Origin of the sequence: Pseudomonas sp. Os17, assembly GCF_001547895.1 — a bacterium.
Lineage (GTDB): Bacteria > Pseudomonadota > Gammaproteobacteria > Pseudomonadales > Pseudomonadaceae > Aquipseudomonas.
The window spans coordinates 3054088-3075490 of the sequence record NZ_AP014627.1 but is presented as its reverse complement, the minus strand read 5'-3'; the positions used below and the strand labels follow the sequence as shown (position 1 = coordinate 3075490).

Annotated in this window: 20 protein-coding genes; 9 read left to right on the top strand and 11 right to left on the bottom strand. The window is 64.1% G+C overall.

The features are described 5' to 3' along the window. The first annotated feature begins 79 nt into the window (after window positions 1-79). Window positions 80-1279: an MFS transporter gene (locus POS17_RS13910; RefSeq protein WP_060839095.1), complete on the top strand. Its 1200-nt coding sequence runs from the start codon at window positions 80-82 to the stop codon at window positions 1277-1279. 120 nt (window positions 1280-1399) lie between these two features. On the opposite strand, the gene pssA is transcribed toward POS17_RS13910, so the two are convergent. Beyond that, window positions 1400-2743 carry a CDP-diacylglycerol--serine O-phosphatidyltransferase gene (pssA, locus tag POS17_RS13905; protein ID WP_060839094.1) on the bottom strand — a complete coding sequence of 448 codons (1344 nt, stop codon included), beginning with the start codon at window positions 2741-2743 and terminating at the stop codon, window positions 1400-1402. 322 nt (window positions 2744-3065) lie between these two features. Here pssA and POS17_RS13900 point away from each other — a divergent pair, with 322 nt between their 5' ends. Continuing rightward, window positions 3066-3629: a TetR/AcrR family transcriptional regulator gene (locus POS17_RS13900; RefSeq protein ID WP_060839093.1), complete on the top strand. Its 564-nt coding sequence runs from the start codon at window positions 3066-3068 to the stop codon at window positions 3627-3629. A gap of 58 nt (window positions 3630-3687) precedes the next feature. Next, entirely contained in the window at window positions 3688-4167 is a 480-nt protein-coding gene (locus POS17_RS13895) for a nuclear transport factor 2 family protein (RefSeq protein ID WP_060839092.1), read from the top strand. A gap of 114 nt (window positions 4168-4281) precedes the next feature. On the opposite strand, the gene sfnG is transcribed toward POS17_RS13895, so the two are convergent. Continuing rightward, window positions 4282-5376: a dimethylsulfone monooxygenase SfnG gene (sfnG, locus tag POS17_RS13890; RefSeq protein ID WP_060839091.1), complete on the bottom strand. Its 1095-nt coding sequence runs from the start codon at window positions 5374-5376 to the stop codon at window positions 4282-4284. Between the two features lie 380 nt (window positions 5377-5756). On the opposite strand from sfnG, the gene POS17_RS13885 reads away from it, so the two are divergent. Both POS17_RS13885 and POS17_RS13880 read left to right on the top strand, forming a co-directional pair. Beyond that, window positions 5757-6992: an acyl-CoA dehydrogenase family protein gene (locus tag POS17_RS13885; RefSeq protein WP_060839090.1), complete on the top strand. Its 1236-nt coding sequence runs from the start codon at window positions 5757-5759 to the stop codon at window positions 6990-6992. A gap of 530 nt (window positions 6993-7522) precedes the next feature. Then, window positions 7523-8302, top strand: coding sequence for a TSUP family transporter (locus POS17_RS13880; RefSeq protein WP_060839089.1), 780 nt, complete (start codon window positions 7523-7525; stop codon window positions 8300-8302). On the opposite strand, the gene nudC is transcribed toward POS17_RS13880, so the two are convergent. The 4 genes from nudC to POS17_RS13860 form a co-directional block, all read right to left on the bottom strand. Next, window positions 8270-9100 (bottom strand): NAD(+) diphosphatase, encoded by an 831-nt coding sequence (gene nudC, locus POS17_RS13875; protein WP_060839088.1) that lies wholly within the window; start codon window positions 9098-9100, stop codon window positions 8270-8272. The genes POS17_RS13880 and nudC overlap by 33 nt on opposite strands. Before the next feature lie 6 nt (window positions 9101-9106). Next, window positions 9107-9919: a crotonase/enoyl-CoA hydratase family protein gene (locus POS17_RS13870; protein WP_060839087.1), complete on the bottom strand. Its 813-nt coding sequence runs from the start codon at window positions 9917-9919 to the stop codon at window positions 9107-9109. Between the two features lie 273 nt (window positions 9920-10192). Continuing rightward, on the bottom strand, window positions 10193-11497 hold the full coding sequence (locus POS17_RS13865) for an ATP-binding protein (protein WP_060839086.1): 1305 nt from the start codon (window positions 11495-11497) through the stop codon (window positions 10193-10195). Between the two features lie 4 nt (window positions 11498-11501). Then, the gene (locus POS17_RS13860) at window positions 11502-12203 is read right to left on the bottom strand and encodes a response regulator transcription factor (protein WP_060839085.1); all 702 of its coding nucleotides are present in this window, start codon (window positions 12201-12203) and stop codon (window positions 11502-11504) included. A 202-nt stretch (window positions 12204-12405) separates the two neighbouring features. Between POS17_RS13860 and POS17_RS13855 the strand changes: the two genes are divergently transcribed. Continuing rightward, complete coding sequence (locus POS17_RS13855; RefSeq protein ID WP_060839084.1) at window positions 12406-13560, top strand: efflux RND transporter periplasmic adaptor subunit; 1155 nt, start codon at window positions 12406-12408, stop codon at window positions 13558-13560. Window positions 13561-13570: 10 nt separating this feature from the next. Beyond that, window positions 13571-16669: an efflux RND transporter permease subunit gene (locus POS17_RS13850; protein ID WP_060839083.1), complete on the top strand. Its 3099-nt coding sequence runs from the start codon at window positions 13571-13573 to the stop codon at window positions 16667-16669. A 68-nt stretch (window positions 16670-16737) separates the two neighbouring features. Here POS17_RS13850 and POS17_RS32440 read toward each other — a convergent pair whose 3' ends face one another. Together POS17_RS32440 and POS17_RS13845 are read right to left on the bottom strand one after the other, a co-directional pair. After that, on the bottom strand, window positions 16738-16863 hold the full coding sequence (locus tag POS17_RS32440) for a hypothetical protein (protein WP_258230278.1): 126 nt from the start codon (window positions 16861-16863) through the stop codon (window positions 16738-16740). A 258-nt stretch (window positions 16864-17121) separates the two neighbouring features. Beyond that, window positions 17122-17583 (bottom strand): DUF6196 family protein, encoded by a 462-nt coding sequence (locus tag POS17_RS13845; protein ID WP_060839082.1) that lies wholly within the window; start codon window positions 17581-17583, stop codon window positions 17122-17124. A 124-nt stretch (window positions 17584-17707) separates the two neighbouring features. On the opposite strand from POS17_RS13845, the gene POS17_RS13840 reads away from it, so the two are divergent. Then, complete coding sequence (locus POS17_RS13840) at window positions 17708-18616, top strand: LysR family transcriptional regulator (protein WP_060839081.1); 909 nt, start codon at window positions 17708-17710, stop codon at window positions 18614-18616. A 115-nt stretch (window positions 18617-18731) separates the two neighbouring features. Further along, window positions 18732-19271, top strand: coding sequence for an AAA family ATPase (locus POS17_RS13835; protein ID WP_060839080.1), 540 nt, complete (start codon window positions 18732-18734; stop codon window positions 19269-19271). Between the two features lie 188 nt (window positions 19272-19459). Here POS17_RS13835 and POS17_RS13830 read toward each other — a convergent pair whose 3' ends face one another. The 3 genes from POS17_RS13830 to POS17_RS13820 form a co-directional block, all read right to left on the bottom strand. Then, window positions 19460-19639, bottom strand: coding sequence for a hypothetical protein (locus POS17_RS13830; RefSeq protein ID WP_060839079.1), 180 nt, complete (start codon window positions 19637-19639; stop codon window positions 19460-19462). Window positions 19640-19794: 155 nt separating this feature from the next. After that, window positions 19795-20970, bottom strand: coding sequence for a lactonase family protein (locus POS17_RS13825; RefSeq protein ID WP_060839078.1), 1176 nt, complete (start codon window positions 20968-20970; stop codon window positions 19795-19797). Further along, on the bottom strand, window positions 20957-21250 hold the full coding sequence (locus POS17_RS13820; RefSeq protein ID WP_060839077.1) for a DUF5629 family protein: 294 nt from the start codon (window positions 21248-21250) through the stop codon (window positions 20957-20959). The genes POS17_RS13825 and POS17_RS13820 overlap by 14 nt, the downstream gene beginning before the upstream one ends. Window positions 21251-21403: the final 153 nt, after the last annotated feature.

The window sequence follows — 21403 nt, the reverse complement described above, 5'->3', positions numbered from 1 at the left end:
CGCTGTGCAGATAAGGCTGGGCTGTGACGCGTTATCCCGCTAACGTTCACGGCCCAATCGCTTTCATGGAAGACCCCGCATGTCTCGCCCCTTAGCTGCCGGCGCGCCGCTGACTGCCACGCCCTTCTCGCTGCTGCCGCTGATGGCCGCCTACATGGCCTGCACCATGGCGATGATGGCGTTCGTCTCGCTGATCGGTCCAATCACCCGGGCGCTGGGCCTGGAGACCTGGCACGCCGGTGCCGCGGTGACCGTTTCCGGCGTGATCTGGATGCTCCTGGCGCGCCCCTGGGGCCAGGCCAGCGACCGCTTCGGCCGGCGCCGGGTACTGTTGCTGGGCACCGCCGGCTTCACCCTCGCCTACTGGGCCCTGTGCCTGTTCATCGATCTGTCGCTGCAAAGCGTGCCCAGCGTTGCCATGGCCTTTTTCGGCCTGATGCTCGGCCGCGGCCTGATCGGTGCCTTTTATGCGGCGATTCCGGTGGGCGGCTTCGCCCTGATCGCCGACAACGTCGAACCCGAGCATCGCGCCCGGGCCATGGCCACCCTCGGTGCAGCCAACGCCGTGGGCCTGGTGGTCGGTCCGGCGATTGCCGCGCTGCTGGCCCGCTACAGCCTGAGCCTGCCGTTCTACGCCATGGCGGTGCTGCCGTTGCTGGCGCTCCTGGTGCTGCGCTACAAGCTGCCGCGCCAGGAACTGCACCTCAGGCACACCCCCAGCCAGGTCCGCTTGAACGACCCACGGTTGGTGCGCGCGATGACGGTGGCCTTTGTCGCCATGCTGTGTGTGTCCATCGCCCAGATCACCGTCAGCTTTTATGCCCTGGATCGCCTGCAACTGGACCCGGCCGCCGCGGCTCAGACCGCCGGGGTGGCCCTGGCCATGGTCGGCGTGGCATTGATCTGCGCCCAACTGCTGGTGCGCAAGCTGGAATGGCCGCCCTTGCGGATGATCCGCTACGGCGCGCTGCTCTCGGCCCTGGGGTATGCCGGCAGCATGCTGGTGGACAGCGCCTGGGGCCTGTGGCTGGCGTTCTTTGTTTCGGCGGCGGGCATGGGCGGGGTGTTTCCGTCGTTCTCGGCCCTGGCGGCGAATGCCGTGGAAGCCTCGGAACAAGGCGCGGCCGCCGGCAGCATCGGCGCCGCCCAGGGCCTGGGCGTGGTCATCGGCCCCATGGCCGCCAGCCTGATCTACGCCATCGAACCGCGCCTGCCCTACCTGCTGGCAGCGATCCTGCTGGTACTGATCGCCATCTGGCCACAGCCCCGATCCCTGTAACCGCGGCCGCAGGCTGCGAGCGGCTTGGGCGGCATGCCAACGCAGGCAATGGCGCCCCTCTGATCGCTGCAGGTCCTGCGGGCCCTTGCGCAGCCCCGCAGGCTCGGCAGCGACGCCGAGTTACAGCATGCGGTAAAGCAGACGCTCGATACGCACGCGGCTGACCCGACGCAGGAACTTGCTCACGGCCTCGGGATAGTCCACCAGGCTTTCCAGGTACTGGAAGTGCTCAATGCGCCGGGTGTGGCGATAGATCAACGCCTGCTCGGCGCTGCGCGCTGGCAGCAACTGGCCCTTGGGGTCGTCCAGCAACAGGGCGTTTTCCAGGTCCAGGCGAAACGCTCGGGGGTTGAGGTTGTTGCCGGTGAGCAAGGTGTAGCGCTCATCGACCCACATGCCCTTGAGGTGATAGGTGTTGTCGCCGTCACGCCACAGGTGCAGGTTCAACTGGCCGCTGTCGATCACCTTCTGATGCCGCTTGGCGAAGCGCCGCAGGCTGATCTCGTACAGGTACGGCAGCGCCGCGATCACCTTGAACGGCTCGCTGGGGGGGATATAGAAGTCGTTGGCGGTCTTGTCGCCGACGATGATGTCGATCTTCACCCCACGCTCCAGGGCCCGGTTGATTTCCCGGGTCACCGGCAGCGGCAGGTTGAAATACGGGGTGCAGATGGTCAGCTGGCGCTGGGCGCCGGCGATCAGCTCGCAGATCACCCGGTTCAGCGGGTTGCCCTTGCCGACCCCGAGCAATGGACTGACCGAGAGCTCGCTCTTGTCCAGGCTGCCGGCGGTGGTGTCGTAGGTGGCGTGCTTGAGACGGCTGCGCAGATCGCCGATGTCGTTGCGCAAGCTGCGGGTGCTGGGCAGGTTCGGCAGGTCCAGGCGATGCACCGCCCGCGAGGCCACCAGGCCGTGCTGCACCAGGTGCTGCATGGAATCGGCCAGGGCCTGGTTGTGCAGCAGGTGGTAACGGTCGAAGCGGTATTTGTCGAACTTGTGCAGGTAGACGTTATTCAGGCTGGCGCCGCTGTAGAGCACGCAGTCGTCGATGACGAACCCCTTGAGGTGCAGCACCCCGAACAGCTCCCGGGTCTGCACCGGCACGCCGTAGATCGGCACTTCGCTGGCGTGGGTGCGGGTCATGTGCTGGTACCAGGCCGAATTGCCCGGCTGCTTGCCGGCACCGATCAGGCCGCGCTGGGCGCGCAACCAGTCGACCACGACCACCACGTCCAGCTCCGGGCGGGCGGCCTTGGCGGCGTGCAGGGCATCAAGGATCTCCTGGCCGGCTTCGTCCTGTTGCAGGTACAGGGCAACGATGTAGATACGCCGGGTGGCCTGGGCGATTTGCTCCAGCAGCGTGCGGCGAAATTGTGCAGCACCGGCAAGCGTGGTGAAGGCCTCGGCAGCCAGCGGAAAGCTGCGCAGCTTGGGCAGCAGGGAACGTTTGAAAAGCGACGGCATAGGGCTCGCAGTGGCTCAAATCCAAAGAGCGCAAGAGCTTACACCATGGAACAGGCTGAGTCCCCTGCCCGACCTGTACAAGACCATTCCCCGCCCTGAATGGCGAGATACTGCGCAGCCTTCACTGGCAGCCAGCGCCTGCATAGGCAACCGCAGCCCCTGATTCGGTAGGAGCCGGCTTGCCGGCGAAGAGGCCTTCGGATGCTGCGCAAGACCCGGTGACGCCTTCGCTGGCAAGCCAGCTCCTACATGGCAGGGGAACTTTGATGGCCAACGAAATAATTATTTGACCAAGGAGAACGATCGTTCTACTCTTTGCTCCATGAACGAAATCACTCCCTCTGAAACACGCGACATTATCCTCGACGTCACCGAGAAGCTGATCTACAAGAGCGGCATTGCCGCCACTGGCATGGATCTGTTGGTGAAGACCGCCGGGGTGTCGAGAAAGAGCGTCTATCGCTATTTCAGCAACAAGGACGAACTGGTGGTGGCCGCCCTGGAGCGTCGCGACCAGCGCTGGATGCACTGGTACAGGACCGAAGTGAACCGGGCCGAAGGCTCTGCGCAGCGGCTGCTGGCGCTGTTCAGCGTGCTCAAGGGCTGGTTCGAATCCGAAGGTTTTCGCGGCTGCGCCTTTATCAACACCAGCGGTGAGACTGGCGATCCACAAGACCCGGTGCGCCAGGTGGCGAAACAACATAAACAGAAACTGCTCGATTACGTGACCGAGCTTTGCCAGGAACATGGCGTGCAACATCCCGAGGGACTGGCAGCGCAACTGCTGATCCTGATCGATGGCGCCATTACCGTTGCCCTTGTCATGGGCGATCACAGTGCTGCTGATAATGCGCAATGCATGGCGCGAAAGTTATTGGACCTCTGATTGTTTTAAACAAGAGCAACTTCTTTGTTTGAACAGCAACTTTCATTGGAGACAGATCATGTCGTCTAACGCTCAAGTGCGCCCGCCCCTTCCGCCTTTCACTCGCGAGTCGGCGATTGAAAAGGTCCGTCTGGCCGAAGATGGCTGGAACTCCCGGGACCCGGAGCGGGTATCCCTGGCCTACACCCTGGATACCCAATGGCGCAACCGCGCCGAGTTCGCCCACAACCGCGAAGAGGCCAAGGCCTTCCTCACCCGCAAATGGGCCAAGGAGCTGGATTACCGTCTGATCAAGGAACTCTGGGCCTTTACCGACAACCGCATCGCCGTGCGTTACGCCTATGAATGGCACGACGATTCCGGCAACTGGTTCCGCTCCTACGGCAACGAGAACTGGGAGTTCGACGAACAAGGCCTGATGGCCCGGCGTTTCGCCTGCGTCAACGACCTGCCGATCAAGTCAACCGAGCGCAAGTTCCACTGGCCCCTGGGCCGACGCCCGGATGACCATCCAGGCCTTAGCGACCTGGGCCTGTAACCCGGCCCAAGGTTCTTTTACCTAGCGCACCCGTAGGAGCTGGCTTGCCAGCGAAAGCGTCCGCAAGCCTTGCATCAGGCTGGTGAACCGTTTCGCCGGCAAGCAAGGCACCGTTCACGCCGCCGCTTCTTGCTCCTTGAGCCGGGCCTGGGCTTCCAGCTCCCGCACCAGGGGCAATACCCGCTTCCCGAAGTATTCGACCTCTTCCTGGAAATGCAGGAAACCCGCCAGCACCAGGTCCACCCCCACCGCCTTCAGGTCGACGATGCGCTGGGCAATCTGTTGCGGGGTGCCGATCAGGTTGGTCTTGAAGCCGTCGTTGTATTGCACCAGGTCCTCGAAACTGGACTTGGCCCAGTTGCCCTCGCCTTCGGGCGAGGCCTTGCCGGCCTGCCTGGCGGCGTCACCAAAGGCGTTCACCGCCTCCGGATCGGCCTTGTCGATAATCTCCGCCAGCACCGCCCGGGCTTCTTCCTCGGTGTCCCGGGCGATCACAAAGGCATTCACCCCGACTTTCACCGAGTGCTGGTTGGCCGCCGCCTTGCTGCGGATGTCGTCCACCTGGGCCTTGATGCCTTCAACGCTGTTGCCATTGGTGAAGTACCAGTCCGACACCCTGGCCGCCATGTCCCGCGCCGCCCGCGAGCTGCCGCCCTGGAAGATCTCCGGCCGGCCCAGGGGCTTGGGCTTGAGGCTGTAGTTGTCAAAGCGATAGAAGTCGCCTTTGAAGGTGAAGTGGTCCTGGCTCCAGATGCCCCGCAGGGAACGGATGAATTCCTCGGACCGGCGATAGCGCTCGTCGTGCTCCAGCCAGTGTTCGCCGATGGCCTGGAACTCGCCCTTGAACCAGCCGCTGACGATGTTCACCGCGATCCGGCCGTTGGTCAGTTGATCGATGGTGGCCAGCTGCTTGGCCGCCAGCGCCGGTTGCCAGGGCCCGGGCAGAATCGCCGCGATCACCTTGAGCTTGCTGGTGGCGGCCAGCAGCGCGTGGCTGAAGGCCACCGACTCGTGCTGGTACTCGGCGCCGTACCCGGCAGTGAAGCGGATCTGGGTCAGGGCGTATTCGAAGCCGGCCTCCTCGGCGATCTGTGCCAGTTTGCGGTTGTAGTCGATGCCCCAGTGGGTGCGCTGCTCGATCTTGCTCACCACCAGACCACCGCTGACGTTGGGCACCCAATAGGCAAATTTGACGGCTTGCTGACTCATGGCTCGGTCCTCGGGACAGGTAAAGGTGCAAGGACCAGAGCAGCAAGCGTGCCAGTCACCGCCGGGGGCCCGGCTCGACCGGCCCACGACGCTTCGCGGCCCCCGGCCAAAGCGCCCCGGGCCGGGCTCCGGTCCCCTGGCAGGCGACGCCGGCGCCCTGGCTGCTGCGGGTCGGCCAAGCCCCTCTGTCCGCGGCGAGCGGGCCGTCGAAACACCGCGCAAACAGACGATTTGTTGATCAAGTGTTGTCCGGGCAACAGTTGACTGGCCCTCCCCTGGGCCCATCCCCAGGCAGACCGGGCTGCGGGATGTCGGCATGCTGTGTGCAAAGACCCGCCCAGACACCCATTGTTTTTTCTGCCGAACCCAGGAGCTACGCCATGACTGAACACCAGGTAATCAATCCATTGTCCTTGGGGGTCGATTACGAGCCTCTGGCCGAGCGCTTCCGACCGATCTTCCAGCGCATCGCCGCCGGAGCCGTGGAGCGCGAGCACAGTCGCACCTTGCCTTATGAACCCATCCAATGGCTCAAGGAGGCCGGCTTCGGTGCCCTGCGAGTGCCCGTGGAATATGGCGGCGGCGGTGCCTCCCTGCCCCAGCTGTTCCAGCTGCTGATCGAGCTGGCCGAAGCCGACGCCAATGTGCCCCAGGCCCTGCGCGGCCACTTCGCCTTTGCCGAGGACCGCCTCAATGCTCCGCCCGGGCCGGGTCGGGACCTGTGGTTCAAGCGCTTTGTCGAGGGCGATATCGTCGGCTGCGCCTGGACCGAAATCGGCGCGGTGGAGATTGGCCAGGTGATAACCAAGGTGACGCCGGACGGCGAAAAATGGCGCCTCAACGGCGAGAAGTTCTACAGCACCGGAAGCATTTTCTCCGACTGGATCGACGTCTATGCCCAGCGCAGCGACACCGGCGGCGATGTGATCGCGGCGGTGCGCACCCGCCAGCCGGGCATCCAGCAGAGCGATGACTGGGACGGTTTCGGCCAGCGCACCACCGGCAGTGGCACCTCGCGCTTCAACGACGCCGAAGTCGAGGCCGAGAACATCATCGACTTCGCCACCCGCTTCAAATACCAGACGGCCTTCTACCAACTGGTGCTGCTGGCGACCCTGGCCGGGATCGGCCGCGCCGCGCTGCGCGATGTGGCCCACGAAGTGCGGGTGCGCAAGCGCATCTACAGCCACGGTAACGCGCCTCAGGTCAGCGCCGACGCCCAGGTGCAGCAAGTGGTGGGCGAGATTGCCGCCCTGGTGTATGCGGCCGAGGCCGCAGCGGTCCGCGCGGCGGCACCGGCCCAGCAGGCCTACCTGGCGCGCTTTGCCGGGGATGAGGTGAAGGAACGAGCGGCCAATGTGGCGGCGGAAATCGAATCGGCCACGGCCCAGGTGGTGGTGACCGAACTGATCCAGCGCGCCACCAGCGAACTGTTCAACGCCCTCGGGGCCTCGGATATTCGCCAGGGCAAGGCCCTGGACCGGCACTGGCGCAACGCGCGGACCGTGTCTTCGCACAACCCGGTGATCTACAAGGCGCGGATTGTCGGTGACTGGCAGATCAACGGCACCGAGCCGCCCTTCGTCTGGCAGATCGGCAACGGCCCGCAACGCTGACCCTTCCCTGCACCGTCCGTTGGAGCTGGCTTGCCAGCGAAGGCACCCTCTGGTCGCGCACAAGGCTCAAGGGCCCATTCGCCGGCAAGCCGGCTCCTACGCTTTCCGGGCCCTGCGCCGTCCGTAGGAGCTGGCTTGCCAGCGAGGGCGTCCTCCGATCGTGCGCAAGGCTCAAGGGCCCATTCGCCGGCAAGCCGGCTCCTACGCTTTCCGGGCCCTGCACCGTCCGTAGGAGCTGGCTTGCCAGCGAGGGCGTCCTCCGATCGCGCACAAGGCTCAAGGGCCCATTCGCCGGCAAGCCGGCTCCTACGCTTTCCGGGCCCTGCGCCGTCCGTAGGAGCTGGCTTGCCAGCGAGGGCGTCCTCCGATCGTGCGCAAGGCTCAAGGACCCATTCGCCGGCAAGCCGGCTCCTACGATAGGGGTACCAGACCAAGGTCGAGGCGGTCGCGCAGCGGGCGGGGTTGCAGGTAAGATGGCGATCTTTCGCGCAGCCCCCTTTGCGCTTCCCGCCGAACAATAAGCCGAATCCATGCCCTTCGAACTCAGCGTAGACCTGACCACCCTCGCCATCCTTGCCCTCGTGGCCTTCATCGCCGGTTTCATCGACGCCATTGCCGGCGGTGGTGGCCTGCTGACCACGCCCGCCCTGCTGACCGCGGGCTTGCCGCCGCATCTGGTACTGGGCACCAACAAGCTCAGCTCGACCTTCGGCTCGGCCACCGCCAGTTTCACCTTCTATCGGCGCAAGCTGTTCCACCCGCGGCAGTGGATGCACGCCATCATCGGCACCCTGGTGGGGGCGCTGACCGGAGCCATCGTCGCCCATTACCTGCCGGCCGAGTGGCTGAACAAGATGCTGCCGGTGATCGTCTTCGCCTGTGGCCTGTACCTACTGTTCGGCGGCACGCCCAAGGCGCCGCTGGACAGCGATGCACCGATCAAGAAGAAGTGGCAGTCGAGCCAGGGCTTCAGCCTGGGCTTCTATGACGGCGTGGCCGGGCCCGGCACCGGGGCGTTCTGGACCGTGAGCAGCCTGCTGCTCTACCCCATCGATCTGGTCAAGGCCAGCGGTGTGGCCCGCAGCATGAACTTCGTCAGCAACATCGCGGCGCTGTCGGTGTTCGTGTTCTCCGGGCAGGTGGACTGGATCATCGGCCTGTGCATGGGCCTGTCGGTGATGGTCGGGGCCTTCTTCGGGGCACGCACCGCGATCAGCGGTGGTGCTAAGTTCATTCGCCCGGTGTTCATCACCGTGGTTCTCGGGTTGACCGTGCGCCTAGCCTGGCAGCACTGGTTCAGCGTGGCCTAGGCGACGCGCCACGTAGAGGTCGATCAGGTAGCGGGCAATCGAGCGCGAGGCCGGCAACGGCGGTAGCGCATGGACGTTGAACCACTGGGCGTCCTCGATCTCGTCTTCCTGGGGCACGATCTCGCCGCCGGCGTATTCGGCATGGAAGCCCAGCATCATCGAGTGCGGGAACGGCCAGCACTGGCTGCCCACGTACTGGATGTTCTTGACCTCGATGCTCACCTCCTCGCGCACCTCGCGAATCAGGCAGTCCTCCGCCGACTCGCCGGGCTCGGCAAAGCCGGCCAGGGTGCTGTAGACCCCGGTGACGAAACGCGGCGAACGGGCCAGCAACACTTCATCGCCGCGGGTGACCAGCACGATCATGCTCGGTGAAATGCGCGGGTAGGCCCGCAGATCGCAGGACTCGCAGTACATCGCCCGCTCCCCGGGCACCTGCACATTGGGCCGGCCGCAACTGCCGCAGAAACGATGTTCCCGGGCCCAGGTGCCGATCTGGGCGGCGTAGCCCAGGACCTTGTACAGGGTGTGATCGCCCTCCAGCATGAAGGCCCGCAGGCCTTTCCAGCCGCAGCCGGGCACCTCGGCGCGGCCACTGAGCTCCAGCAGGTACACCGGCTCGCCATCGAGGTGGCCGATGCCGTGCTCGGCCAGCAGCGGCAGGTCCTGGCCCTTGAGCCAGTGCCGGGGAAACAGCGCGCCGTTGTCGTCATAGAGAAAGCCGTCCGGGCCACGGGCCACGGCCCAGCCGCCGGAAAGTTCGGTATCCAGTACTGCGGTGGTCCAGCGTTCAATCATCGTCTATCAATCCAGAAATTCGGGTTTCTGTTTGCTCATGTGGGCGGCAATGGCCACACGCAAGTCGGTGGATTGCAACATGGCGGCGTTCCAGGTGGCGACATATTCCAGGCCGTCGTCGATCCGGTGGTCACGCATGTAGCTGAGCATTTCCTTGGTGCCGCTGACGGCGATCGGCGACTTGGCGGCAATCTCCCGGGCAATCTCCATGACCCCGTCCAGCAGGCTTGAGGCATCGCTGTAGGTGCGATTGACCAGGCCGATGCGGCGCGCCTCCTCGGCACCGAAGGTGCGCCCAGTGTAGGCCAGCTCGCGCAGCATGCCGTCGCCGATGATACGCGGCAAACGTTGCAGTGTGCCGACATCCGCCGCCATGCCGATGTCGATTTCCTTGATAGAGAACTGCGCGTCATCGGCGGCATACCGCATGTCGCAGGCGCTGATCAGGTCGATGGCGCCGCCCAGGCAGTAGCCCTGGATCGCTGCCAGCACCGGCTTGCGGCAGTTGTCCACGGCATTGAAGGAGGATTGCAGCTGGAGAATCTTGCGCCGCAGCAGGCGCGCATTGCGGCCCACGTCCTTGCCCAGTTCGTTGGCCACCCCGGCCAGCATCATCAGATCGATGCCCGAGGAAAAATGCTTGCCGGCGCCGCTGAGCACCACCACCCGCACCGCGTCGGTGTCGTCGATCCAGCGGAAGATCTCGACGATTTCGCTCCAGAACGCGGCGTTCATCGCGTTGATCTTCTCCGGGCGATTGATCTGCACATGGGCGATGTTGTCAGCGAGTTCGACGCGAAAGGCTTGGTATTCGGACATGGCAGTGATCCTTTACTGGGCGGAAAATGAGGCCCGAACTATAGCAAGCGACGGTGACGAGCCGTAAGGCAGCGCATTGGCCAAAAGCGGGACTGGCCGCAGGCTGGCGCGCGCCCTTGAAGGCACGCCGGTTTGTGTAGCCGCTGCCGCAGGCTGCGAACGGGCCCTAAGGGCACGCTGGAGCAGACGCCGCGTTGTTGCAGCTTTGCGCCGACTGCGTCGGCGATCGCAGCCGCGCAGGTTCGGCAGCGGCTACAAGGCGGTGGGCGCCGTTCAGCGAGTGGTCGGGGGCGGCAGGCTCAGGCGAAAACGCGCGCCCCCCAGGGGCGAGGCCTCGACGGTCAGGGTGCCGTCCTGGGCTTCCAGGGCGCGGCGGCTGATGGCCAGCCCCAGGCCAAAACCGCCGGTGGAGCGGTCGCGGCTGCGATCCAGGCGATAGAACGGCTCGAACACTCGTTCGCGCTCATCGTCGGGAATGCCAATGCCGTCATCGTCGACCCAGATTTCGCAGCGCTCGTCGCTCACCAGCACCCCGACCTGGATGCGTTTTTCACAGTAGCGGGTGGCGTTGCGCAGCAGGTTCTGCAGGGCCCGGGCGGTGAGCCGCGGGTCCAGGGTGAAACGCTCCAGGGTGCCGTGCAACAGCACATCGATGACCAGCTCCGACTCCAGCTCGTCATCGACGCTGCCGAGGATGCTGTCGATGAACTCGTCCAGGGACACCTCGACCTGCTCCGGCAGGCAGGCCGGGTTCTGCAGGCGGCTGTAGGACAGCAGCTCCAGCACCAGTTCATCCAGCTCGCGAATATGCGCCACCAGCCCCTGCAGGCGCTCGCGGCTGGCCGCGGGCAGATCGTCGGAGAGCACCAGGGCCAGGCCGAAATCCAGTCGGGTCAAGGGCGTGCGCAGCTCATGGGACACGGCGTTGAGCAGGTCCCGCTGCTGATTGAGCAACTGCTCGATGTCCCCGGCCATGGTGTCGAAGACATGGGCCAGGCTGCCGATGTTGGAACTGCCGGGCAGCTGCGTGCGCTCGCCCAGGTGCCCCTTGCCGAAACGCTCGGCGGTGCGTTTCAGGCGTTCCAGGTCGCGCCAGTGCGGCCTGACCCAGAGCAGCAGGCAAGCCAGCAGCACCGCGACGATCAGTACGTTGATGCTCCAGTACAGCAGGTTGACGTCCAGCGGATCCGGCGGCACCACCAGCTTGACCGCCAGTTGCTCGTCCAGCGGCGACACCGCCAGGGTGCGCCAGCCCCAGTCCCCCAGGCGGACCACCTTTTCGCCGCGGGCCAGGCGTTCACGCTCGTACAGGCTGAAGTCCGGGTCGTCGATGCGCACCAGGGCCACTTGCAGCGGATGGAATTCCTGGTCCATTTCCTTGACCAGATCCGGCCACTGCGCGGCGGGAACCGCGCGGAACTGCTTGACGATCAGGCCTTGCAGGCCTCGGGACTGTTCCAGGTTGTAATCCACGAAGCGCTCGTGGAAGACCTTGATCACCAGGTCCGGAATCAGGTAGATCGCCGCGCTGAAGGCGACGATGGTAATCAGGTACAGCCGGACCAGGATGCGCAGCATGGAATCAGCATTCCCACTCGGAACGGCTGAACAGGTAGCCCTTGCCCCACACGGTCTTGATCTTGCGCGCTTCGCCAGCGTGGTCGTCGAACTTGCGCCGCAGCTTGGAAATGGCCACGTCCACCGAACGGTCGGTGCCGTTGAACTCGATGCCCCGCAGCCGCTGGAGGATCTGGTCGCGGCTCAGCACTTCGCCGGCATGCCGGGCCAGCACCACCAGCAGGTTGTACTCGCCACTGGACAGCTCCACCAACTGCTCGCGCCAGGTCACGGTGCGCTCGCACAAGTCGATGCACAGGTTGCCCATGAGGATCTGGTCGCTGGCCGCCTGCGGCTCGCCGAGGCTGCTGCGGCGCAGCAAGGTGCGCACCCGGGCCAGAAGCACTCGCGGTTCGCAAGGTTTTGTCACATAGTCGTCGGCGCCCATTTCCAGACCCAGTACCTGATCATGGCTATCATCGCGGGCGGTCAGCATCAGGATCGGCAAGGTGGCCGAGTCGGCACGCAACAAGCGACAGACCTGCAGGCCATCCAGGCCCGGCAGCATCAGGTCGAGGATCACCAGATCCGGCGGGCTGGCCTTGGCCCGTTCGCGCACCTGATCGCCGCGACTGATCACACTGACCTGATAGCCATTGCGCTCCAGGTAGCTGGCAATCAGCTCCGAGAGCGCGGTGTCGTCTTCGACAAGAAGAATATTGGGCATGACAAGAGGTCTTTATTGAAGAAATACAGAGTAGCGGCGTTCCTTATAGAGCACCGGGCCACCGCAGCAAGGCGCCAAGGATATACAACACTCATCGCGCAAGCGCGCCCGCTTCACACTTTTTCACACAGCACCTACACAGCTTCACAGCGGGCCTTGACCCATGCCCTTAGCATGCCGAGGTCATTATTGGGGTATCAGCATGTCGAATAAACTCCTCGCGCCACTCTGCCTGCTGGTTCTGGCGACGGCGTTGAGCGCCTGCAGCAAGACCGAAGGCGAACAGGCACCACCAACCGCCACCGTGCGGATCGAGACGGTGCAGAGCCAGGCCCTGTCCATCACCAGCGAACTGAGCGGACGCATCGCTGCGCCGCGCAGCGCCGAAGTGCGCGCCCGGGTGGCCGGCGTGGTGTTGCAGCAGACCTTCCGCGAGGGCTCGGACGTCAAGCAGGGCGATGTGCTGTTCCGCATCGATCCGGCGCCCTTCCAGGCCGACCTGGACAGCGCCCGGGCCAACCTGCGCAAGGCCGAGGCCAGCGCCTTCCAGGCGCGCCTGCAGGAACAGCGCTTTGCCAAGCTGATCGCCGACCAGGCCATCAGCGGCCAGGAATACGACAACGCCCGGGCGACCCGGCGCCAGGCCGACGCCGAAGTGGCGGCCAATCAGGCCGCGGTCAAGCGCGCCAAGCTCAACCTGGACTTCGCCACCGTCACCGCACCGATTTCCGGACGGGTCGGCCGGGCCCTGGTCACCGAGGGCGCCCTGGTGGGCCAGAACGAATCCACCCCCATGGCACTGATCCAGCAGTTGAACCCGATCCACGCCGACCTGACCCAATCCACCCGCGAGCTCAACGAGCTGCGCCGGGCCTTGCGCGCCGGGCAGTTGCAGCAGGTTGGCAAGGACCAGGCCAAGGCCACCCTGATCCAGGACGACGGCAGCCTCTACCCGTTGCCGGGCAAGCTGCTGTTCGCCGATATCAGCGTCGACCCGGGCACCGGGCAGATCATCCTGCGCAGCGAGTTCCCCAATCCGGACCTCGACCTGCTGCCGGGCAGCTTCGTGCGCGTGCGCCTGGAACAGGCCGTCAACCAGCAAGGCATCAGCGTGCCGCAACGGGCTATCCAGCGTGACAGTGCCGGTATCGCCCAGGTGCTGCTGGTAGATGCCGAGAACCGCGTGGTGCAGCACCCGGTGCAACTGGGCGGGGTGCAGAAAGACCGCTGGATCGTCACCGAGGGCCTCAAGCCCGGTGACCGAGTCATTGTCGAAGGCTTGCAGCACGCCCGTCCCGGCGAGCCGGTGCAGATCGACACCACTCCCCTTGCACTCGCCCAGCCCGCTGGCCAGTAGGTAGTACGACATGCCGCAATTCTTTATTGACCGCCCGGTCTTTGCCTGGGTGGTCGCCTTTTTCATCCTCCTGGGTGGCGCCCTGGCCATTCCCCAGTTGCCGGTGGCGCAGTACCCCAACGTGGCGCCGCCGCAGATCGAGATCTACGCCGTCTATCCCGGCGCCTCGGCGCAGACCCTGGACGAATCGGTGGTCAGCCTGATCGAGCAGGAGCTCAACGGCGCCGATCACCTGCTGTACTTCTCCTCCCAGAGCAGCCTGGGCAGCGCCACCATCACCGCGACCTTCCAGCCCGGCACCAATCCGGAGCTGGCCCAGGTCGATGTGCAGAACCGCCTCAAGGCGGTGGAGCCACGTCTGCCCCAGGCCGTGACCCAGCAAGGCCTGCAGGTGGAGAAGGTGTCCGCCGGCTTCCTGCTGCTGATCACCCTGACCTCCAACGACGGGCGCCTGAGCAATGTCGGCCTCAGCGACTACCTGGCGCGCAACGTGATGAACGAGATCCGTCGCGTGGACGGCGTCGGCAAGGCCCAGCTGTACGGCGCCGAACGGGCCATGCGCATCTGGGTCGACCCGCAGAAACTGGTCGGTTTCAACCTCACCCCGGCGGACGTCAATGCCGCGGTCGCGGCGCAGAACGCCCAGGTCCCGGCCGGCAGCATCGGCGACCTGCCCAACCCGTCCAGCCAGGAAATCACCGCGACCATTCTGGTCAAGGGCCAGCTGACCACCCCCGAGGAGTTCGCCGACATCGTGCTGCGGGCCAACCCGGACGGCTCCACGGTGCGCATCGGCGATGTGGCGCGGGTGGAAGTGGGTAGCCAGGAATACCAGTTCGGCACTCGCCTGAACGGCAAGCCGTCCACCGCGGTCGGTGTGCAGCTGTCGCCCGGGGCCAACGCCCTGAGCACCGCGACCCTGATCCGCGCCAAGATGGACGAGCTGTCGCGCTACTTCCCGGCGGGAGTGGAATACAAGATCCCCTACGACACCTCGCCGTTCGTCAAGGTTTCGATCACCAAGGTGATCTACACCCTGCTCGAAGCCATGGCCCTGGTGTTCCTGGTGATGTTCCTGTTCCTGCAGAACATCCGCTACACCCTGATCCCGACCCTGGTGGTGCCGGTGGCGCTGATGGGCACCTTCGCCACCATGCTGGCCCTGGGGTTCTCCATCAACGTGCTGACCATGTTCGGCATGGTGCTGGCCATCGGCATCCTGGTGGACGACGCCATCGTGGTGGTGGAGAACGTCGAGCGGATCATGGCCACCGAGGGCCTGTCGCCCAAGGACGCCACGCGCAAGGCGATGAAGCAGATCACCGGAGCCATCATCGGCATCACCCTGGTGCTGGTGGCGGTGTTCATTCCCATGGCCTTCATGCCGGGCTCGGTGGGGGTGATCTATCAGCAGTTCTCCCTGTCCATGGCCACCTCGATCCTGTTCTCGGCGTTCCTCGCCCTGACCCTGACTCCGGCCCTGTGCGCCACCCTGCTCAAGCCCATCGCTGCCGGCGAGCACCATGAGCGCAAGGGCTTCTTCGGCTGGTTCAACCGGCGCTTCGAACGCCTGAGCAACAGCTACGAGGGCGGCGTGAGCTACGCCCTCAAGCGCACTGGCCGCTACCTGCTGATCTACGTCGCGCTGCTGGCGATCATGGCGCTGCTGTTCAGTCGCCTGCCCTCCTCCTTCCTGCCGGTGGAGGATCAGGGCTACACCATCACCGATATCCAGCTGCCGCCCGGCGCCAGCCAGAACCGCACGGTCAAGGTGGTGGAGCAGATCGAAACGCACAACGCCGGCGAGCCGGGCGTGGGCGACAGCACCGTCATCCTCGGCTTCAGCTTCTCCGGTAGCGGACAGAACGCGGCGTTGGCCTTCACCACCCTCAAGGACTGGTCGCAACGGGGCAGCGACGACTCGGCCATGGCCATCGCCGACCGGGCCAACGCGGCGCTGAGCGCAATCAAGGACGCCGTGGTCTACGCCGTGCTGCCGCCACCGATCGACGGCCTGGGCACCTCCAGCGGCTTCGAGTTCCGTCTGCAGGATCGGGGTGGCGTCGGCCATGCCGCGCTGATGCAGGCCCGGACCGAGCTGCTGGCGGCCACGGAAAAGAGCCCGATCCTGGCCAACGTCCGCGAAAGCGCCCTGGCCGAAGCGCCCCAGGTGCAACTGGAAGTGGACCGCAAGCAGGCCAATGCCCTGGGCGTGTCCTTCGCCGATATCGGCAACCTGCTGTCCACGGCCCTGGGCTCGGCCTACATCAACGACTTCCCCAACCAGGGACGGATGCAGCGGGTGGTGGTCCAGGCCGAAGGCGACCAGCGCAGCCAGGTCGAGGACCTGCTGCGGATGCAGGTGCGCAACAGCGCCGGCAAGATGGTGCCGCTGTCAGCCTTCGTCCGCGCCAGCTGGACCCTGGGCCCGGCCCAGCTGACCCGCTACAACGGCTACCCGGCCATCGCCATCTCCGGCGAGCCGGCTCCGGGCCACAGCACCGGTGAAGCCATGCAGGAAATCGAGCGGCTGGTGAGCCAGTTGCCCGCCGGCCTGGGCCTGGAGTGGACCGGCCTGTCGCTGCAGGAACGCCTCTCGGGCAGTCAGGCGCCGCTGTTGCTGGGGCTGTCGCTGCTGATCGTGTTCCTGTGCCTGGCGGCGCTGTATGAAAGCTGGTCGATTCCGACCTCGGTGCTGCTGGTGGTGCCCCTGGGGGTGCTGGGCGCGGTGCTGGCGGTGAGCGTGCGCGGGATGCCCAACGACGTGTTCTTCAAGGTCGGCCTGATCACCATCATCGGCCTGTCGGCGAAGAACGCGATCCTGATCATCGAGTTCGCCAAGAGCCTGTACGACGAAGGCCACGACCTGATCGACGCCACGGTGCAAGCCGCGCGCCTGCGCCTGCGGCCGATCGTCATGACCTCCCTGGCCTTCATCCTCGGCGTGGTGCCCCTGGCCATCGCCACCGGCGCCAGCTCCGCCAGCCAGCAAGCCATCGGCACCGGGGTGATCGGCGGCATGATCACCGCGACCCTGGCGGTGATCTTCGTCCCGGTGTTCTTCGTGGTGGTGATGAAGCTGGTCAAGCGCGGTTCGACCAAGGGCTGAAGCCCTCACGGCGGGCCCCATCACGGGGCCCGCACCTTCTACCCTGAGAGCCCCTGCTAAAAAGCGCTTCAGTCCTGCAACAGGCTGGCCAGGCGCTCGCGGGAAGTTTCCGGCTCACCTTCGACAGGCTGCGCAGAAGACAGGATGGGAGTGGAATAGAGCAACAGCAGCACCACAGCCAGACGCATTACCATGCTATCGATCCTTGCTCGGGAAAGAGTCAATAATTCAGCGTCAAATTTAAACATATGGCTATGTGATACTACCAAGCAAAATTTGCCACGCATGCGGATTGCGTCGTAAACGCACCACCCATTTGCGTCATCACTGGCGGCACATGCCTTGGGGGCCTGTTTGCCGGCAAGTGGAACACCGCCCAACAAGCCCCCTAGGGGAGAAGGCCCCGAGCGAAAGGTCGCCGACCCCGGCTCTGGCTCTGACGAACGGAGCCGCTACAGGGAAACGCCCTCCTCACCGTCCACTTGGCCATCCACCAAGGCCTGGATCTCTGCGAAGACATCTGCCCCCAGGCTCGCCGGGACGCCCCAATAATCAAAGATCCCGCCCTCCTCTCGATGCTGGCCACAGGTCACAAAAACACCGGTCCCAAACCTCTGCTTCAGGCGCATTGCCAACCAGCCAACGAACCCGCTGTTGTCGGCGCCGTCGGGAAAATGAAACCGGAAGACCGCGAACAGCTCTTGCTCGACGTCCGCACAGGGGACTAGCTGACTCCATACCTTGTCATCTCTTACGAGCGCCAGTGCATCAGGGCGTGCGGCACCAGGAAACGACGACAAAGGAAACTCCAGAAACGCGTAAGTGCCGGGGAAGAACCGGACACGCGCTTCGGTCATTACGTGCAACAGTCTGCGCTGCGTATCCTCTGCCGTTTCGTGGGAAATGTTCACCATTGCATACCCTCCATTGCGTAAAGCGCGCTGCGCTTCTTTTTATTGACCCACGAAATGCTAAGCATGAAGATCTTGAAGATAAATGTTCAATATCAAATAACATTGACAACCAAAGGTTGTAGATATGGATAAGCTGAAAAGCATGGCGGCGTTCGTTGCAGCAGCGGAGGCAGACTCCTTCTCGGCAGCGGCTGCGGTGTTAGGCGTGACGCCACAGCTGATAGCCAAGCAGGTCGGCAATCTGGAATCTCAGCTAGGAATCAAGCTGATCACCCGAACCACCCGCCGCCAAAGCTTGACCGCCGTGGGCAGGGAATATTACTCGCGCTGCAAGGCTATCCTCAGTGACGTTGAAGACGCCGATGAACTGGCGCAGTCAGCAAACTCGACTCCCCGCGGCAAAATCAGAATCAGCGCGCCCTACAATTATGGTTCCCACAGACTCATCCCGTTCCTGACCCAATACCTGACGCGTTACCCGGAAACGGAAATCGAGCTGGAGTTGACGGACAGGTTCGTGAACATCGTGGAAGAGGGATACGAAGTCGTGTTCCGGCTGGGCAAACCCCAGCTGGCCGACAGCGCGACCTTGGTTCAACGCGGCTTGAGACCTTTCAGGATGTTTGCTTGCGCATCCCCCGCTTATCTGTCGCGCAAAGGGACCCCGCTCCATCCCGAACAGCTCGTGGACCATGATTGCCTGGGCTATCTCTTCTCCGATCGAATGACGGACAAACTCTGGCGATTCACCCAAAACAGGCAGACGTTCACCATCCCCATCACGAGTCGACTGAAAGTCAATAACACCCAGGCCAAGGTGAACGCCGCACTGTCGGATTTCGGCATCACGCTCTGCGTCGAGGATGTCCTGATGCCCTACGTGCAACGGGGTGAACTGGTCGTACTCTTCGAGGAGTTCGAAGGGCCCACGTATCCCGTCAATCTGATCTACCCCTTCGACCGTCGCCCCTGCGCCAAGCTCAGGCACTTCATAGACGAAGTCGTCGAAGCCTTGGGTGCACCGCAAGCCTGACAGAGCAAGGGCCGCTTGCGGCCGGTCGTGCTGGCCGTCCGTGGTTGACCGAGGTCAGCATTGACGTAGAATCGCCCGCCCCAAAAAACAGCGTGCATAGCGAGAAGGAGCTTCGATGCAACGGGTGATGATTATTGGTCAACCTGGGTCAGGCAAAAGCACCTTGGCGCGTGAGCTGGGTCGGCGCACGGGCTTGCCGGTCGTGCACATCGACACCATCCACTGGCAGCCAGGGTGGATCGAACGCAGCCCGGACGAAAAGACGCGGCTTTGTCTCGATGTAGAGGCTCAAGATCGCTGGATTTTCGAAGGTGGCCATTCGGTCACCTGGCACAACCGCGTGGCCCGTGCAGATCTTTTGATATGGATTGATCGTTCGGCGACGCTTCGATTCTTGCGCGTACTGCGCAGAACGCTGCTGCAACGCGGTCAGTCTCGACCCGACTTGCCGGAAAACTGCCCCGAACTGCTGGCGAACCTGCCGGCGTTTTTTAGATTCATGTGGCGGACGAAAAAATCGGCGCGAGAAAAGATGCAGCAACTTGTGGCAACAGCGCCATCGGCTTGCCGCGTGGTTTGTCTGCGGTCCAATCGGGATATCGGCATTTTTCTCGCCCGTATTGGACGTTCGACTGTCCAGGCTCCGCGAGATTGATCGACGGCTGACCAACACCGGACCAACCTTTCCCCTTGCGCCTTCGCCTATGACCTGGAGCAGACCCTGTCGCTCATAAGGTCGGCCAACCAGTCAGGCTTGGGCGCAAAGGCTATGAGGAACTCAGTGGCTACGGGGCACGCTGGACCTGCCAGCCGGCTCGCCCGCATAGGCGTGAAGCGACCCGATCAGCCGTGGCTCTTGTGGTCCAGGGCGGCGTAGAAGTGGGCGCTTTGTTGCAGGTACTTCTGGGTGTAGGTGTTGGTGCCGGATTTCTTCTGGCTGATTTCCACGTTGGCGCTGGCTGGCAGGGCCACGCTGGCGGAAATGGCGGAGGCGGCGATCACGGAGAAGAGATTGAAGTTCATCGGTTTAACCCTCGGATTCAGTTGGCTGACTGGCCCTTGTGGGCCGTGGAGCAAACTTACTCCCGAGGGTTGGCGGGAAAAAATGCTTTGCAGCAGTAGCGATTATCAGCGTCATTGATAGAAGCAGTCAGGCCCCGGAACACGGGGCCTGCGGCTTATTGACGCACCAGGAACTTGATGTCGCTGGGGGCTTCGAAAGGCAGTTTCTGCACGGTCTTGCCAAGGAAACCGGTCTTGGCGTCACGTTCGATCACCACGATTTCGTTGCTCTTCTGGTTGCCGATCAGCACGTAGCGGTTGCTCGGATCGAGGCTGAACTCACGTGGGTGATCGCCTTCCACGGAGCGGCGCTGGATCTCCTTGAGCTGGCCATTGCTCTGATCGATGGCGAACACCAGCAACTGGTTGGCGGTGCCACGGTTGCTGACATAGAGGTACTGACCGTCCTTGGAAGCGTGCAAGGCCGCCGCGGACTTTTTCTCCTTGTTGCCACTGGCCGCCAGGTCGACCAGCTGACGCTGGGTCAGCTTGCCGTCCTGATAGTCGAAGACCGCCACCTGGGCGCTCATCTCCAGGGTCAGGTAGGCACGCTTGCCATCGGCACTGAACAGCAGATGGCGCGGGCCGCTGCCCGGGGGCAGCTGGACAAAGGCCGGTTCGGCGGGCGTCAGCGGATGTTCCGGGTTGGCCTTGGGGTCATAGCGGTAGACGAAGATCCTGTCCGCGCCCAGGTCGTTGGCGAACACAAACCGGCCATCCGGGGATGACACCGAGGAATGCACGTGGGCCGACTGCTGGCGTTCGGGGTCGACCCGGCTGGCCGGATGGCTGGTGAGTTGCACCACCGGCGACAGATGACCGTCGGCACTGACCGGCACCACCGCCAGGCTGCCGCCCGGGTCCACGTCCACCGAATAGTTGCTGACGAACAGGTAGTTGCCGTCAGCGCTCAGGCTGGAGTGCGTAGGCTCGTTGCCCTGGCTCTGCACCTGGTTGATCAGGCTCAGTTGATGGGTCTTGGGCGCCAGGCTGTAGCTGCTGACACGACCGATGGGGTCGGTCTGACCCGGGCTGTTTTCATTCACCGCGAAGACGAATTTCAGGTCCTTGGACAGGGTCAGCCAGGACGGGTTGGAGCTCTTCACCACTTGCAGCGGCTTGGCATCGATCTGCCCGGTGCGCTCGTTGAAATGCAGGCGATACAGGCCCTGGCTCTGGCCCTGGGTGTAGGAGCCCACGAGCAACTCCTGGCTGTCCGCGGGAGCCGCCTGGACCGCCATGGCGCCAACACTGCCGGCCATCAGCAGCGGCCAGAAATTACGCATCTTCATGTTCACCCTCCTCTTCGTCGCGGGCACTGAACGCACTCATGCACACCAGGCGGTGCTCGCCGGCATCGTCGGCCAGGGTCCAGCTCTGCAGTTCCTGGTCGAAGGTCGCGGCCTGCACCTGGGCCAGGGTGAAGCTCCAGCGCTTGGCGGCGCGACCATCCATGCACTCGATCAGCAGGCGCTGCTCGTCGAGGGTGAAGTCGAAGGCGTGCAGGCCGTCGATTTCCAGCATGTCGCAGGCTTCAAGGGCGGTGAGCAAGGTGTCGGTAGCAGCGGTCATAGCGATCAATCATCAATTGGAAAGGCGCAATCATAGCTGATCGGCGCCCTGGGATCGGGCCCGTATTGCGCGCAATCATCGCTTGCCGTCGGTGCGGCAAGCGGGCGCTGGCGCAAGGACTTGGAAATGCTGTGCGGCGCCAGCCTGTCGATG